Origin of the sequence: Rhodoferax sp., assembly GCF_044236835.1 — a bacterium.
Taxonomy (GTDB): domain Bacteria; phylum Pseudomonadota; class Gammaproteobacteria; order Burkholderiales; family Burkholderiaceae_C; genus Allorhodoferax.
The window spans coordinates 15,727-29,352 of sequence record NZ_JBIIGC010000023.1 but is presented as its reverse complement, the minus strand read 5'-3'; the positions used below and the strand labels follow the sequence as shown (position 1 = coordinate 29,352).

Here is a 13,626-nt window from a genome sequence, read left to right as displayed (position 1 = left end):
CAAGTCAGGCATTGCGGGGCGCCGGCATCTAACGCAGAGCATTCGGAAAAAACAACTGCTGGCCCTCGATCTTGTAGCCCGCAATCACCGCCTGCCCAGCCGGTGACTTGACCCAATCGACAAACTTTTGCGCGTCGGCAACTTTGACATGCGGGTGCTTGGCGGGGTTAACCGCCATCACGCCGTACTGGTTGAACAAGCGGGTATCGCCCTCCACCAGCACCGTCATATCGCCGCGATTTTTAAAGCTCAGCCAAGTGCCACGGTCGGTGAGCACATAGGCGCCGGTGGCGGCGGCCATGTTGAGGGCTGGGCCCATGCCGCAACCGCATTCGCGGTAGCCGCTGCCCTTGGGCAAGGTGTCGCCCGCGGCCTTCCAATACCGCAGCTCGGCCGCGTGGGTGCCGCTCTTGTCGCCGCGCGAAATGAAGGCAGCGTTGGCCGCCGACACCTTTTTCAAGGCCTCCACAATGTCTTTGCCCTTGACTTTGGCCGCGTCGGCCGCCGGGCCCACCAGCACAAAGTCGTTGTACATCACCGCAAAGCGCTGAATGGCAAAGCCTTCGGCCACCACCTTTTCCTCGGCCACTTGGTCGTGCACAAACAGCACGTCGGCGTCGCCCCGGCGGCCCATGTCGATGGCTTGGCCGGTGCCGACCGCCACCACTTTCACATCGACGCCGGTCGCCTTTTTGAACTCGGGCAGCAGGTGGCCGAACAGCCCCGACTGTTCTGTCGAGGTGGTGGACGCCATCACGATGGTTTGGGCAGACGCAGCGGTGCAGGCCAAGAGCGCAGCGGCACACCACAAAGACTTCAGCAACTTCATACGAGCTCTCCTTTGACAAACAAATCGGCTTGGGGGTAGTGCGTTTGCAGGGTCGTTCCGCCAAAAAATTCCTGCACTGGCAGATCGGCCAGCAAGCGGCCCTGCTCCAGGTAGATGACGCGGGTGGCCAGGCGCTTGACCTGGCCGAGGTTGTGGCTGGCAAACACCAGGGTCATGGACGGGTCCTGCGCCGCGAACTGCTGCACCAGCGCTTCCACCTCGCGCTTGGCATGCGGGTCCAGGCTGGAGGTGGGTTCATCCAGCAGCAACAGCTGCGGTGCGGTAGCCCAGGCCCGCGCTAATGCCAGGCGTTGCTGTTGTCCGCCAGACAGGGTGTGCGCCGGGCGCCGTGCAAGCGCCTCCAGCCCCACTAGCCGCAAGGCCTCCAGCGCGCGCGCGCGGGCTGTGCCCCAAGGCACACCCGCCAACCACTGTCCCAACGCTACGTTGGTTTGCACTGAGAGCCGCAGCATGCGCGGGCGCTGGAACACCATGGCCTGCGCCAACTTGGGCGCGCTCCACACGCTGCCGCTGGTGGGTGGCACGAGGCCGTGCAGCAGGCGCAGCAAGGTGCTTTTTCCGCAGCCGTTGGCGCCGATCAGTGCCAACCGTTCGCCTGGGTGCAGGGTGAGCGAAACATCTGCCAAAGCCTGTACGCCGGGCCGCGGTCCCAGGCGCACACCCGCATGTTGGACACGCAGCACCGGCGCGGGCGCATCCTGGGAGACGATGGAGCGGGCGGCTGGTGTGGCCGTGGCCTTGGGGTCAAGGTCCTGCGTCTGCATCTGGCCCCTCATGTGCCCAGACCCGGCACGGTCATGGCGTAGGCCTTTCCATCAACCCGGCTGCGCCAGTGGCGCAAGCCCGCCAGGCCACTGTTGAGCAGCAACACCACCAAGAGCAAGACCAGCCCCAGGCCCAGTGCCAGAGGCAAATCGCCCTTGCTGGTCTCTAGTGCAATGGCCGTGGTCATGACGCGGGTGAAACCTTCGACATTGCCACCCACCACCATCACCGCGCCCACCTCGGAGATGGCCCGGCCAAACGAGGCCACCACCACCATCAGCATCGCGTAGCGCTCGTCCCAGGCCAGCAAAGCCGCGCGCAGCAGCGCACCGGCACCCAGCGATTGCAGTTGCTCGCCGTGCTGGTGGTCAGCGTCTTCGACCACCTGGCGGGTCAGTGCGGTGACCACCGGCAAGACCAGCAGCGTTTGCGCCAGCACCATGGCCTGGAAGGAAAACAGCCAGCCCAAAAAACCCAAGGGCCCCGAGCGCGACAGCAGCAGGTACACGACCAAACCCACCACCACCGACGGCACCGCCAGCAAGGTGTTGAGCACCGTCAGCAGCACGGGCCGCAACGCAAACCGCGCCACCCCCAGCCACGCCCCCAGCAGCAAGCCCAGCCCACAGGCCAGCGCACACGCGGTGGCGCTGACCGCCAATGAGCGCCCCACGATGGCCAGCAGGCCCGCATCGAGCGACACCACCAACTGCAGTGCCGTGGCGAGGCTGTCAGAAAAGCTGCTCATAGGACCGGTACATAACTTGGGTTATCGTAGTTCCCAGCGCAATCTCCAGCGATATGAAACTGCGTGCATAGAGTCCAATTCCACTACGCCCTCACACGCGACAGCAGCCCGGCGCAACTGCGCAACCCGCTCATCGATCTGTTGCAGGCGGTGTCGCAGCAGGGCTCCATCTCGGGCGGTGCGCGTGCGCTCAACCTGAGCTACCGCCATGTGTGGGGGGAGCTCAAGCGCTGGGAACACGAGCTGGGCAACGAGCTGCTGGTGTGGGAAAAAGGTCGCTCGGCACGGCTCACTGAGTTCGGCACCAAGCTGATGTGGGCCGAGCGCCAAGCGCAGGCCCGGCTGGCACCACAGATCGAGGCACTGCGCAACGAGCTAGAACGCGCCTTTGCGGTTGCGTTTGATGCACACGCCCATGTAGTCACCCTCTACGCCAGCCACGACCATGCGCTGGCAGCCCTGCGCGAGCAAGCGCGCGGCGGCACCTTCGGGGACGGTGTGACCGAGCAGCTGCACCTGGACATCCGTTTTTGCGGCAGCGTGGACGCCATCCGGGGGCTCAACGAAGGCCGCTGCGTGATGGCCGGGTTCCACACTCTGCAAACCCCGGCTCCGGGCTCACTCATTGAGAAGGTCTACAAACCGCTGCTCAAGCCTGGCTTGCACAAAATCATCGGCTTTGCGCGGCGCACGCAAGGTCTGATGTTGGCGCCTGGCAACCCGCTGGGCCTGCACAGCCTGGCCGATGTGCACACCAAGCACGCGCGCTTTGTGAACCGCGACATCGGCACCGGCACGCGGGTGGTGCTCGATGCGTTGTTGACGCAAAGCGGCTTGGATACCACCACCTTCCCCGGCTACGAACGCACCGAACCCTCGCACAGCGCGGTCGCACAGGCGATAGCGGCGGGCGCCGCTGACGTGGGCTTGGGCATCGAGGCAGCCGCCCATGCGCAGGGCCTGGGTTTTATTCCACTGGTGCAAGAGCACTACCAGCTGGTGTGCCTGAAGTCCGCCCTGGACGACCCGGCCATTGCCGCCATGCTGCAGCTGCTGCAAAGCCCGCAGTGGCAAGCGCAACTCGCCGCCCTGCCCGGCTACACGCCGTGGCGCTGTGGCGAGGTGCTGTCGCTGCGCGAAGTGCTGCCGTGGTGGAATTTTGCTGACAAGCCGGTGCGCTGATCCACCACCAGCCGCAGCGGCGCTGGGGAAACCCCAGCGCAACAGGCTAGACGTTGCGCATCCAGTCCGCCGTCTGGAAGAAAGCCTGTTGCAGGCGCCCACGCAAGTCCGCTGGCACTTGCAGTTCCACCATGGCTTGGGCCATGCACGCCAACCACTGGTCGCGCTCCAAGATGCCGATGCGAAACGGCATATGCCGCATGCGCAGCCGCGGGTGGCCAAAGCGCTCGGTGTAGTGCTGCGGCCCGCCCATCCAGCCGCACAAAAACCAAAAGGTCTTGTCCCGCGCCTGCGCCAGCGAATCGCCATGCGCCGCGCGCAAAGCCGCGTACTGCGGCTCCAGGTCCATCAGGTCGTAAAAGCGCTCCACCAAAGCGCGTACATTGGCCTCACCGCCGATGAGGTCGAAGGCGGATGCAGTGGTGGTCTGCGGGTCTTCCAACTCAGTTCACCACCGCCCGCCGCAGCGTTTCCACCACCGGGCGGCGCAGCACCTCGCGCAGGCCCCACCAACCGGCTGCCAAGGCCAGCACTGCGCCAGCTGCCGAACCCGCCAGCGGAATCCACCAGGTGAACGACCACTCAAACTCAAACACAAAGCGTGCCAGCGCCCACCCCACTACCACCGCGACCAGCGAGGCCAAGAACCCCGCCAGCAAACCCACACCGGCCAGCTCGGCGCGCTGCACCTGGCGCAGCAAGCTGCCCTGTGCACCGACGGCACGCATGATGGCGAACTCGCGGGCGCGCTCCTCGCGGGTGGCCGTCACTGCCGCAAACAGCACCACCAAGCCGGCGGCCAAGGTGAAGCCAAACAAAAACTCCACAGCGCGTATCACCTGGTCAAGCACCCGCGTCACCTGTGCCAAGGTGGCGGTCATGTCCACATTGGTCACGTTGGGGAACTGGCGCACCAGTGCGTTGTCAAAGCCCTTGACCTCGGGCGCCTTGAACGCGCCCATGTAGGTCAGCGGCACGTTCTCCAAGCGGCTTACCGGGTAGATCACAAAGAAGTTGGCCCGCATCGAGCCCCAGTCCACCTTGCGCAGGCTGGTGATGCGGGACTCGGTTTGTACGCCGCCAATGTCAAAGCGCAAGGTGTCACCGAGCTTGAGGTTCAGGGTTTCGGCAATGCCGTCCTCGACGCTGATGGCGCCCTGCTCCTCTTCGGTCCAGCGGCCCGCCACGATTTCGTTGTGGCTGGGGTTGGTGGCGTTGTTGGACACATTGAATTCGCGGTCCACGAGGCGTTTGGCCCGCTCGTCGGTGTACTGGTCGGGGGACACCGCTGTGCCGTTGATGGCGACCAGGCGGGCGCGGATCATGGGAAACCAGTCAAACTTTTGCACCCCACCGTCGGTCAGCGCCTTTTGAAACGCGTCGCTCTGCTCGGGCATGACATTGATGACAAAGCGGTTGGGCGCATCCGGCGGCGTGGCCTGGCGCCAGCTGCCAATGAGATCGGTGCGCAGCAGCACCAAAAGCACCAAGGCCAAAAGCCCCACCGCCAGCGCGCTGACCTGCACCACGGTGTAGGCCGGTCGGGCCGACACCTGCCGCGTGGCCAGCACCAGCCAGCGCGGTGCGGTGGTCTCGCTCACGCTGCGCCGAAGCAGCCACACTGCCGCCCAGCTCAGGGACGCAAACACCAGCACCGCCCCGGCAAAGCCGCCTACGGCAATTAGGCCCAGTTTCAAATCGCTACTGGCCGCTAAGAGCAGCGTGGCAAAACCCACCACGCCCAGCGCCAGCACACCCAGCGAGGCGGGCCGCAGGTTGCCCACGTCGCGCCGAATCACCCGCAGCGGCGGCACCTGGGCGAGTTGCAGCACCGGGGGCAAGCCAAAGGCGAACAACAAGGTCATGCCCACGCCCAAGCCCAGGCCCACTGGCCACAGGGTGGCCGCAGGCAAAGCGGTTTCCACCAGCCCGGCCATCAACAACACAAACAGGTAGTGCACCCCAAAGCCCAACGCCACACCGGCCACGCTGGCAAACAGTCCCACCAGCGCGAACTCGGTGGTGTAGGCCAAGGCAATCGCACGCTGGCTCAGGCCCAGCACCCGCAGCATGGCGCAGTCATCGAGGTGGCTGGCAGCGAAGGCGCGCGCCGCCAAGGCCACCGCCACCGCGCTCAAGAGTGCCGCGAGCAAGGCCACCAGGCTCAGAAACTTCTCGGCGCGGTCCAAGGTTTGGCCCATCTCGGGGCGCCCGCTCTCGATGGACTCCACCCGCACCCCGCGCACCCCGCGCTCCGCGCGCTGGCTGGACTCCTTGACCTGCGCATCGGCCCACTGCACAAACTGGCGCACCTGCGGGTTTTCGCCCGCTACGGCGAATCGGTAGTTCAGGCGGCTGGCCGGCTGCACCAAGCCCGTGGCGGGTACATCGGCTTGGTTGATCATCACTCTGGGCGAAAAGCTCATGAAGCCGCCACCCCGGTCGGGCTCGATGGCGATCACTGCCGACACGGTCAAGGCGCTGTCGCCCAGCAGCAGCACATCGCCCACGGCGATACCCAGAGAGTCCAGCAACCCCGGATCGACCCAGGCCTGGCCGGGCTGCGGAATGGCGCGCGTGGGCTCGTGCCCCGCCCCGTCGGAGCGCGCCAGCCGCACGGTGCCGCGCAACGGGTAGCCACTCTCCACCGCCTTGAGCGACACCAGTTTGGATGCGCCACCGGCCGCGTCGGTCGCACGCGCCATGGTGGGAAAGCCCAGGGTGCTGGACATCTGCAACCCCAGCGCGCGCGCCTGGGCTACGAAGGACTCGGGCGTGGGGTTGTCGCTTGCAATGACCGCGTCGCCCCCCAAAAGCTGGCGCGCATCGCGCTGCAAGCCGCCTTTGAGCCGGTCGGCAAAAAAGCCGACCGCCGTGAGTGCCGCGACCGCCAAAGTGACCGCCACGATCAGCAGTCGCAGGTCGCCAGAGCGCAGATCGCGCCAAAGGGTGCGCCAGCCAAGGCGCCAAAATGAAATTTGCATAGGCGCTACCTTATCGCACTTGGTCAAGGGCACGCCGGTGCGGGGGATAACTCGGCCGCTATGCAGGGTTGCCTTGGTGTGTAGCCCAAGGCGTTGTCACTTACGGCAACTCTGCCTGCCACTCCAGCCGCTGCGGCGCGCTAAAGCACACAAAGCGCTTGTGGGTGGCGCGGCCGATGGCACACAGGCCCAGGCGCTGGGCCACGGCGTGGCCCATTTGGGTCATGCCGCTGCGCGAGACCACCACGGCCACGCCCATTTGGGCGGCCTTGATGACCATCTCGCTGGTGAGGCGCCCGGTGGTGTAGAACACCGCGTCGGTGCTGGCGATTTGCTGCAAGGCCATCCAACCCGCAATGGTGTCGATGGCGTTGTGGCGGCCCACGTCTTCCACAAACAGCAACGCGCGGTCGCGCACAAACAGGCCACAGCCGTGCACCGAGCCGGCGCGCTTGTAAACACTGTCACGCAAGCGCGCTGCCTCCACGATGGCGTACAGCTCGGTCTGGGTGATGCGGGTGTCGGGCAGGCGGACTTGGTCCAGCGCGTCCATCCAGTGGCCAAACACGCTGCCTTGGCCGCAGCCGGTGGTCACCACCCGCTGCGCGGTTTTTTCACCCAGCGACTCGATGCCGTGGCGCGTCTTCACCGCCGCCGCGCCCACGTCCCAGTCCACCGTCACCGACAGCACATCGGCGGCGCTTTGCAGCAAGCGCTGGTTGATGAGGTAACCCAACACCAACCACTCGGGGTGCTCGCCCAGCGTCATCAGGGTGATCAGCTCGCGCTTGTCCACGTACACCGTGAGCGCGCGCTCCGAGGGAATCGCCAACGCATAGCGCTCGCCGCGCTCGTTGACCACGTCCACGCTGTGCGTCAACGGCGCCTGCGCGTGGGTCAGCAATGGTGCGTGGTCCATGCTCGAAATTTCGAAGCGGTATCTCAGCGGCGCATCCGCACGCGACTTAGGCGCAATGCTTCACATCCGTAGGTCAATGCGCCACCTCCGTGGCGTACCCGCTGCGCCCCGGCGTGCCACCACGGCGGATGGCCACCGCGCAGTACTTGAACTCGGGGATTTTTCCAAACGGGTCCAGCGCCGCATTGGTCATCAGGTTGGCCGCCGCCTCGTAGTAGGCAAAGGGCATGAACACCGCGCCCTTGGGCGTGCCGTCGTCACGTCGCACATGCAACGCGACCTCGCCCCGGCGCGACTTCACCGTGATCACGTCGCCGGGCTCCAAGCCCAGCGCCAGCAAGTCGTCACCGCACAGCGACGCGGTAGCAATGGGCTCCAGGGCATCGAGCACCGTGGCGCGGCGCGTCATGCTGCCGGTGTGCCAGTGCTCCAGCTGGCGCCCGGTGATCAGCACAAACGGAAATTCGGCATCGGGCCGCTCGTTGGCCGGAATGATGTCGGCTGGCACCAACTGCACCCGGCCGTCGGGGGTGGGAAAATCATCGATGAACACCGTGGGTGACCCCGGGTCGTCCGCACCCAGACACGGGTAGGTCACGCTGGACTCGCGCTGCAGCCGCTCCCAGGTGATGCCACCAATCGCCGCGTGCATGGCCTGTCGCATCTCCTCGTACACCTCGGCCACCCCATCAAACTCGCCCTCGTAGCCACACGCCAAAGGACGGGCAGAACCTGGCAGCGACGACACGGAGTGCGGAGCGTGGGGGCCGTCCAGACCAGCGCCGGGCCGCCCCAAGCTGGGCTGCGCCCCCTCGGGGGGCAGCGACGACACAGAGTGCGGAGCGTGGGGGCCCAATCTCTGCGCGATCTGCTGAATGATCCACAAGTCGGGCTTGGCTTGTCTGGGTGGGTTGATGGCCTGTTTGCCGAGTTGCACCATGCGGTCGGTGTTGCTAACGGTGCCGGTCTTCTCGGGCCAGGCGGTGGCGGGCAGCACCACGTCGGCCAGCCAGGCGGTTTCGGTCATGAAGATGTCTTGCACCACCAAATGCTCAAGCGAAGCCAGCGCGTGGCGGGCGTGGTGGAGGTCGGGGTCGCTCATGGCCGGGTTCTCGCCCATGATGTACATGCCGCGCACCTTGTGCGGATCACTGTCAGGCGCCAAGGCTTTGTGCATGATCTCGACCACGGTGTAGCCGGGCTGGGCGTCCAGCCGCGCGTTCCAAAACTGCTCGAACCAGCCGTGCGCAGCGGTGTTGGTCACGCGCTGGTAGTTGGGAAACATCATCGGGATCAAGCCCGCATCCGACGCGCCCTGGACGTTGTTTTGCCCCCGCAGCGGATGCAGGCCGCTGCCCGGTTTGCCGATTTGGCCGGTGACGGTCACCAGCGCGATCAGGCAACGCGCGTTGTCGGTGCCGTGCACATGCTGGCTCACGCCCATGCCCCACAACACCATCGCACTCTTGGCGGTGGCAAAGGCGCGGGCCACTTCACGCAAGGTCTGCGCCGGGATGCCGCAGATAGGCGCCATGGCCTCAGGGCTGTAGCCCTTGACGTTGTCGCGCAGGGCCTCAAAGTTACTGGCACGCCGGGCAATGAAGTCCTGGTCGGCCAGGCCTTCTTCGATCACGACATGGATGAGCGCGTTGAGCATGGCCACGTCGGTGTCGGCCTTGAACTGCAGCGTGCGCCAGGCGTGTTTGCCGATGTCGGTCACGCGCGGGTCGGCCAGCACAATTTTGGCGCCGCGCTTGGCGGCGTTTTTCATCCAGGTGGCCGCCACCGGGTGGTTGGCCGTGGGGTTGGAGCCAATCACAAAAATCAGCTCGGAATGCTCTACGTCGTTGACCTGGTTGCTCACCGCGCCCGAGCCTACGCCCTCCAACAGCGCGGCCACGCTGGACGCATGGCACAGCCGGGTGCAGTGGTCCACGTTGTTGGAACCAAAGCCGGTGCGCACCAGCTTTTGGAACAGGTAGGCCTCTTCGTTACTGCCCTTGGCCGAGCCAAACCCGGCCAGCGACTTGCTGCCGTGCTTGTCGCGCAAACCCTTGAGCGTGCCTGCGGTCAGCTCCAGCGCCTCGTCCCACGTGGCTTCGCGGAACACCTCGGACCAATCTGCCGTGTCGCGGTTCAAGTGGTTGAGCATCTCCGGGTCTTTGGGCACACCGGCTTTGCGGATCAGCGGCACGGTCAGGCGCTGGGGCGACGCGGCGTAATCGAAACCAAAGCGGCCTTTGACGCACAAGCGGCTGTGGTTGGCCGGGCCGTCGCGGCCATCGACGCTGACGATGGTGTTGTCTTTCACGTTGTAGGTGAGCAAGCAGCCCACGCCACAAAACGGGCAGACCGAATCCACCTTTTTGTCCACCGCCTGGGAGCCGACCAGCGTTTTGGGCATGAGCGCGCCGGTGGGGCAGGCTTGGACGCATTCGCCGCAGGCCACGCAGGTGCTGTCACCCATGGGGTCATCCAGGTCGAACACGATGGCGCTGTGCGCGCCGCGCAGGGCGTAGCCGATGACGTCGTTCACTTGTTCTTCGCGGCAGGCGCGCACGCAGCGGTTGCATTGGATACAGGCATCCAAGTTGACGGCCATGGCGGGGTGCGACACATCGGCCTGGGGTTGGCTGCGGCGCAGTGCTTGCAGTGCGGGACGCACGGTGACGCCCAGGCGCGCGGCCCAGTCGCTGAGTTCGCCGTGTTGTCCTGGGTTGTTGGTGGGCTCTGCGTCGTTCCACTTGTAGCCCACGTCTGGCATGTCGGAGAGCAGCATCTCCAGCACCATCTTTTGGCTCTTGAGGGCGCGCTCGCTATTGGCCTTCACTTGCATGCCGGCAGTGGCGCTGCGGCAGCAGCTGGGCGCCAAGGTGCGCTCACCTTGGATTTCGACCACGCAGGCGCGGCAGTTGCCGTCGGCGCGCAGGCCGTCCTTGTAGCAAAGGTGGGGGATGCACACACCGCTGCGCTCGGCGGCTTTGAGGATCGACTCCCCCTCAAACGCCTCGATGGGTTTGCCATCCAAATGGAAGGTGATGACCTGCGGTGTGACTTCGGTGATTTTTGTGGGTGCGTTCATCTCAGGCCACCTCGTGGGCAAAGTACTTCTGGACGCAGCGCACCGGGTTGGGCGCTGCCTGGCCGAGGCCGCAAATCGACGCATCGGTCATCACCACATTCAGATCTTCCAGCGTGGCGTGGTCCCATACCGGGGCCTGCATCAACACCGCTGCTTTGGCGGTGCCCACGCGGCAGGGCGTGCACTGTCCGCAGCTCTCGTGCGCAAAAAAACGCATCATGTTCAGCGCCGCGTCTCGCGCCCTGTCGTGCTGGCTCAGCACGATCACCGCGGCCGAGCCGATAAAGCCACCATGCGGCTGCAAGGTGTCAAAGTCCAGCGGCACATGCGCCAGGCTCGCCGGAAAAATGCCGCCCGAGGCGCCGCCGGGCAAATAGGCATACAGCGTGTGCCCCTCGGCCATGCCGCCGCAGTATTCCGCTATGAGTTCAGCCAGCGTGATACCGGCCGGTGCCAACTTGACGCCGGGATGCTTGACGCGCCCGCTCACACTGAAACTGCGCAGCCCCTTGCGCCCGTTGCGCCCAAAGCCGCTGAACCACGCAGCGCCCTTTTCGACGATGTCGCGCACCCAGTACAGGGTCTCGAAGTTGTGCTCCAACGTAGGCCGGCCAAACAAACCCACCTGCGCGATGTAGGGCGGGCGCATGCGCGGCTCGCCACGTTTTCCTTCGATGCTCTCGATCATTGCGGACTCTTCGCCGCAGATGTAGGCACCCGCGCCCCGACGCAGCTCGATATGCGGCAGCGGGCATGGCGGGTCGGCTTGCAGCAGGGCGATTTCGGTCTCCAGAATTGCACGGCAGCCGTGGTACTCGTCACGCAAATAGATGTAGCAAGCGTCCACCCCCACCGCCAGCGCCGCCACCAGCATGCCCTCCAGAAAACGGTGCGGATCGCGCTCCAGGTAGGTGCGGTCCTTGAAGGTGCCGGGCTCGCCCTCGTCGATGTTGACGGCCATCAGCTTCGGAGCGGGCTGGTCGCGCACGATGCGCCATTTGCGCCCCGCCGGAAAGCCCGCGCCGCCCAGGCCGCGCAGACCCGAGTCCTCCATGGCTTGTAGGACGGCTTCGGTGTCTTGCGCTTTGCTGGCCATGGCCGCAGGCAGTGCGTAGCCGCCGTGGGCGCGGTAGCTTGCATAGCCGGTGTAACCGGGCGCAAGGTCAATTGCATGCGGCATGGGCGACACGCTGCGCTCTGCGTGGCTGGACGCCTCAAACACCGCGTCGAACGCGGCCAGCGGATGCTGGGTTTGCGCATCTTTCACCCGCGCGACCACGGCCTCGGCGCTTGCCAGCGCAACCGGGTGCTGGTGCACCACCGCCACCGGCGCCTGCTCACAACGACCCAGGCAGGGCGCAGGGATGACGCGCACATCGACAGCACCCTCACCGTCACCCAAGAGCGCGGGCAGACGCTTGAGCAAATCTTGCGCACCGGCCAGTTCACAACTGAGTCCATCGCACACGCGCACCGTCAGGCCAGGCGCCTTGTCGTCGCCGCGCACCACCTCGAAGTGGTGGTAGAACGTGGCCACCTCAAACACCTCGGCCATGGGGATGTTCATCTCCTTGGCCAGTGCCACCAAATGCCGGTCGTGCAGGCAGCGGTAGGCGTCGTTGAGCTGGTGCAGGTGCTCGATGAGCAGGTCGCGCCGGTGCGGCGCAGGGCCCACCAAGGCGCGCACTTCCTCCAGCGCCTGTACATCGGGTTGGCGGCCTTTGAGCTTGGATTTCACCCGGATGCGCTGGCGCATGTCGTCGGGCGTGGCCAGCACCACGGCGGTCGGGTTGGCGGTGGGGGTGGGGGCGGCAGTGGGCTCGCTGGCGTGGGGCATCGGGTGGTCTCTTGGTTATTCGGTTCGCAAGGTGGTGACGCGCGTCAGTGGCAATGTCACGGGCCGGGCCTCAGGTGGTCTTGCTGATGGTGATGCTGGGAAACTTGGAAGAAAAGTCCTTGTTTTTGGCGGCAATCGCCAGTGCCACGCGGCGGGCTACCGCCTTGTAGATGCCGGCGACTTCGCCGTCGGGGTCGGCCACCACCGTGGGCTTGCCGCCATCGGCCTGCACCCGAATTTGCATGGACAGGGGCAGCGCACCCAGGTAGTCCATGCCGTAGTCGGCGGCCATTTTCTTGCCGCCGTCCACCCCAAAAATATGCTCGGTATGGCCGCACTGGCTGCACACATGCACCGCCATGTTTTCGACAATGCCCAAAATCGGCACGCCCACTTTTTCAAACATCTTGATGCCCTTTTTGGCGTCCAACAACGCAATGTCTTGCGGTGTGGTCACCACCACCGCGCCGGTCAAGGGGACGCGCTGGCTCAGGGTGAGCTGGATGTCGCCGGTGCCCGGCGGCAAGTCGATGATCAGGTAGTCCAGGTCTTTCCAGTTGGTCTGGCGCAGCAACTGCTCCAGCGCCTGGGTGGCCATGGGGCCGCGCCAGATCATGGCCTCGTCTTGTGCCACCAAGAAACCAATCGACATCACCTGCACGCCGTAGTTTTCCATGGGCTCCATCGTCTTGCCGTCCTCGGACGCGGGCTTGCCCTCAATGCCCATCATCATGGGCTGGCTGGGGCCATAAATGTCAGCGTCCAGCAAACCCACCCGCGCCCCTTCGGCGGCCAGCGCCAGCGCCAGGTTGGCGGCGGTGGTGCTCTTGCCCACACCGCCTTTGCCCGAAGCCACGGCCACCATGTTTTTGACACCTGCAAGCAGCTGCACCCCGCGCTGCACCGCATGGGCCGCCACCGCCAACCGGTGGCTGACTTCGACCTGCTGCACACCCGGCACCGTCTTGGCCGCTGCGCTCAGGGCGGCAGCAAACTCGGGCAACTGGCTCTGGGCCGGGTAGCCCAGCTCCAACTGCAGGTGCACGGTGCCGCCGTCCACCGACACCACCTTGACACATTTGCTGCTGACGAAATCTTTGCCGGTATTGGGATCGGTGACGCCTTGCAGGGCGCCCAGGATTGCTTGCTCGGTCACGGCCATCGATGCTCCTTGTTTGGGTAGCGAGTCTATCGAACCACAACACCCCGACCGGCGGCATGGTCGGCGTATCGGCCGCGCGGTGGCTACGGGTTTTCCC

Annotated in this window: 10 protein-coding genes; 1 reads left to right on the top strand and 9 read right to left on the bottom strand. The window is 65.5% G+C overall.

All coding sequences use genetic code 11. The features are described 5' to 3' along the window. Positions 1–28: 28 nt before the first annotated feature. Genes ACILRC_RS13640 through ACILRC_RS13630 form a run of 3 tightly spaced genes read right to left on the bottom strand, consistent with a single transcriptional unit; the run spans position 29 to position 2,363 of the window. Positions 29–829 (bottom strand): extracellular solute-binding protein, encoded by an 801-nt coding sequence (locus tag ACILRC_RS13640; RefSeq protein WP_395669926.1) that lies wholly within the window; start codon positions 827–829, stop codon positions 29–31. Beyond that, positions 826–1,626: a phosphate ABC transporter ATP-binding protein gene (locus tag ACILRC_RS13635; RefSeq protein WP_395669925.1), complete on the bottom strand. Its 801-nt coding sequence runs from the start codon at positions 1,624–1,626 to the stop codon at positions 826–828. The genes ACILRC_RS13640 and ACILRC_RS13635 overlap by 4 nt, the downstream gene beginning before the upstream one ends. Continuing rightward, the gene (locus ACILRC_RS13630) at positions 1,623–2,363 is read right to left on the bottom strand and encodes an ABC transporter permease (RefSeq protein WP_395669924.1); all 741 of its coding nucleotides are present in this window, start codon (positions 2,361–2,363) and stop codon (positions 1,623–1,625) included. Before ACILRC_RS13630 ends, ACILRC_RS13635 begins: the two co-directional genes overlap by 4 nt. A gap of 63 nt (positions 2,364–2,426) precedes the next feature. On the opposite strand from ACILRC_RS13630, the gene ACILRC_RS13625 reads away from it, so the two are divergent. Continuing rightward, positions 2,427–3,545, top strand: coding sequence for a substrate-binding domain-containing protein (locus ACILRC_RS13625; RefSeq protein WP_395669923.1), 1,119 nt, complete (start codon positions 2,427–2,429; stop codon positions 3,543–3,545). Positions 3,546–3,591: 46 nt separating this feature from the next. Here ACILRC_RS13625 and ACILRC_RS13620 read toward each other — a convergent pair whose 3' ends face one another. From ACILRC_RS13620 to apbC, 6 genes are all read right to left on the bottom strand, one after another. Continuing rightward, entirely contained in the window at positions 3,592–3,987 is a 396-nt protein-coding gene (locus ACILRC_RS13620) for a group II truncated hemoglobin (RefSeq protein WP_395669922.1), read from the bottom strand. Between the two features lies 1 nt (position 3,988). Continuing rightward, a complete protein-coding gene (locus ACILRC_RS13615) occupies positions 3,989–6,529 on the bottom strand; it encodes an ABC transporter permease (RefSeq protein ID WP_395669921.1) in 2,541 nt (846 codons plus the stop codon). A gap of 100 nt (positions 6,530–6,629) precedes the next feature. Further along, positions 6,630–7,448 carry a formate dehydrogenase accessory sulfurtransferase FdhD gene (locus ACILRC_RS13610; protein WP_395669920.1) on the bottom strand — a complete coding sequence of 273 codons (819 nt, stop codon included), beginning with the start codon at positions 7,446–7,448 and terminating at the stop codon, positions 6,630–6,632. 73 nt (positions 7,449–7,521) lie between these two features. Continuing rightward, a complete protein-coding gene (locus tag ACILRC_RS13605; RefSeq protein WP_395669919.1) occupies positions 7,522–10,530 on the bottom strand; it encodes a molybdopterin-dependent oxidoreductase in 3,009 nt (1,002 codons plus the stop codon). A gap of 1 nt (position 10,531) precedes the next feature. Continuing rightward, positions 10,532–12,367 (bottom strand): NAD(P)H-dependent oxidoreductase subunit E, encoded by a 1,836-nt coding sequence (locus tag ACILRC_RS13600; RefSeq protein ID WP_395669918.1) that lies wholly within the window; start codon positions 12,365–12,367, stop codon positions 10,532–10,534. A gap of 70 nt (positions 12,368–12,437) precedes the next feature. Next, a complete protein-coding gene (gene apbC, locus ACILRC_RS13595; protein ID WP_395669917.1) occupies positions 12,438–13,529 on the bottom strand; it encodes an iron-sulfur cluster carrier protein ApbC in 1,092 nt (363 codons plus the stop codon). Between the last annotated feature and the right edge of the window lie 97 nt (positions 13,530–13,626).

Coding starts and splice junctions, on each gene's coding strand:
- ACILRC_RS13640 (WP_395669926.1), bottom strand. CDS start 829: ATGAAGTTGCTGAAGTCTTTGTGGTGTGCCGCTGCGCTCTTGGCCTGC.
- ACILRC_RS13635 (WP_395669925.1), bottom strand. CDS start 1,626: ATGAGGGGCCAGATGCAGACGCAGGACCTTGACCCCAAGGCCACGGCC.
- ACILRC_RS13630 (WP_395669924.1), bottom strand. CDS start 2,363: ATGAGCAGCTTTTCTGACAGCCTCGCCACGGCACTGCAGTTGGTGGTG.
- ACILRC_RS13615 (WP_395669921.1), bottom strand. CDS start 6,529: ATGCAAATTTCATTTTGGCGCCTTGGCTGGCGCACCCTTTGGCGCGAT.
- ACILRC_RS13610 (WP_395669920.1), bottom strand. CDS start 7,448: ATGGACCACGCACCATTGCTGACCCACGCGCAGGCGCCGTTGACGCAC.
- ACILRC_RS13605 (WP_395669919.1), bottom strand. CDS start 10,530: ATGAACGCACCCACAAAAATCACCGAAGTCACACCGCAGGTCATCACC.
- ACILRC_RS13600 (WP_395669918.1), bottom strand. CDS start 12,367: ATGCCCCACGCCAGCGAGCCCACTGCCGCCCCCACCCCCACCGCCAAC.
- apbC (WP_395669917.1), bottom strand. CDS start 13,529: ATGGCCGTGACCGAGCAAGCAATCCTGGGCGCCCTGCAAGGCGTCACC.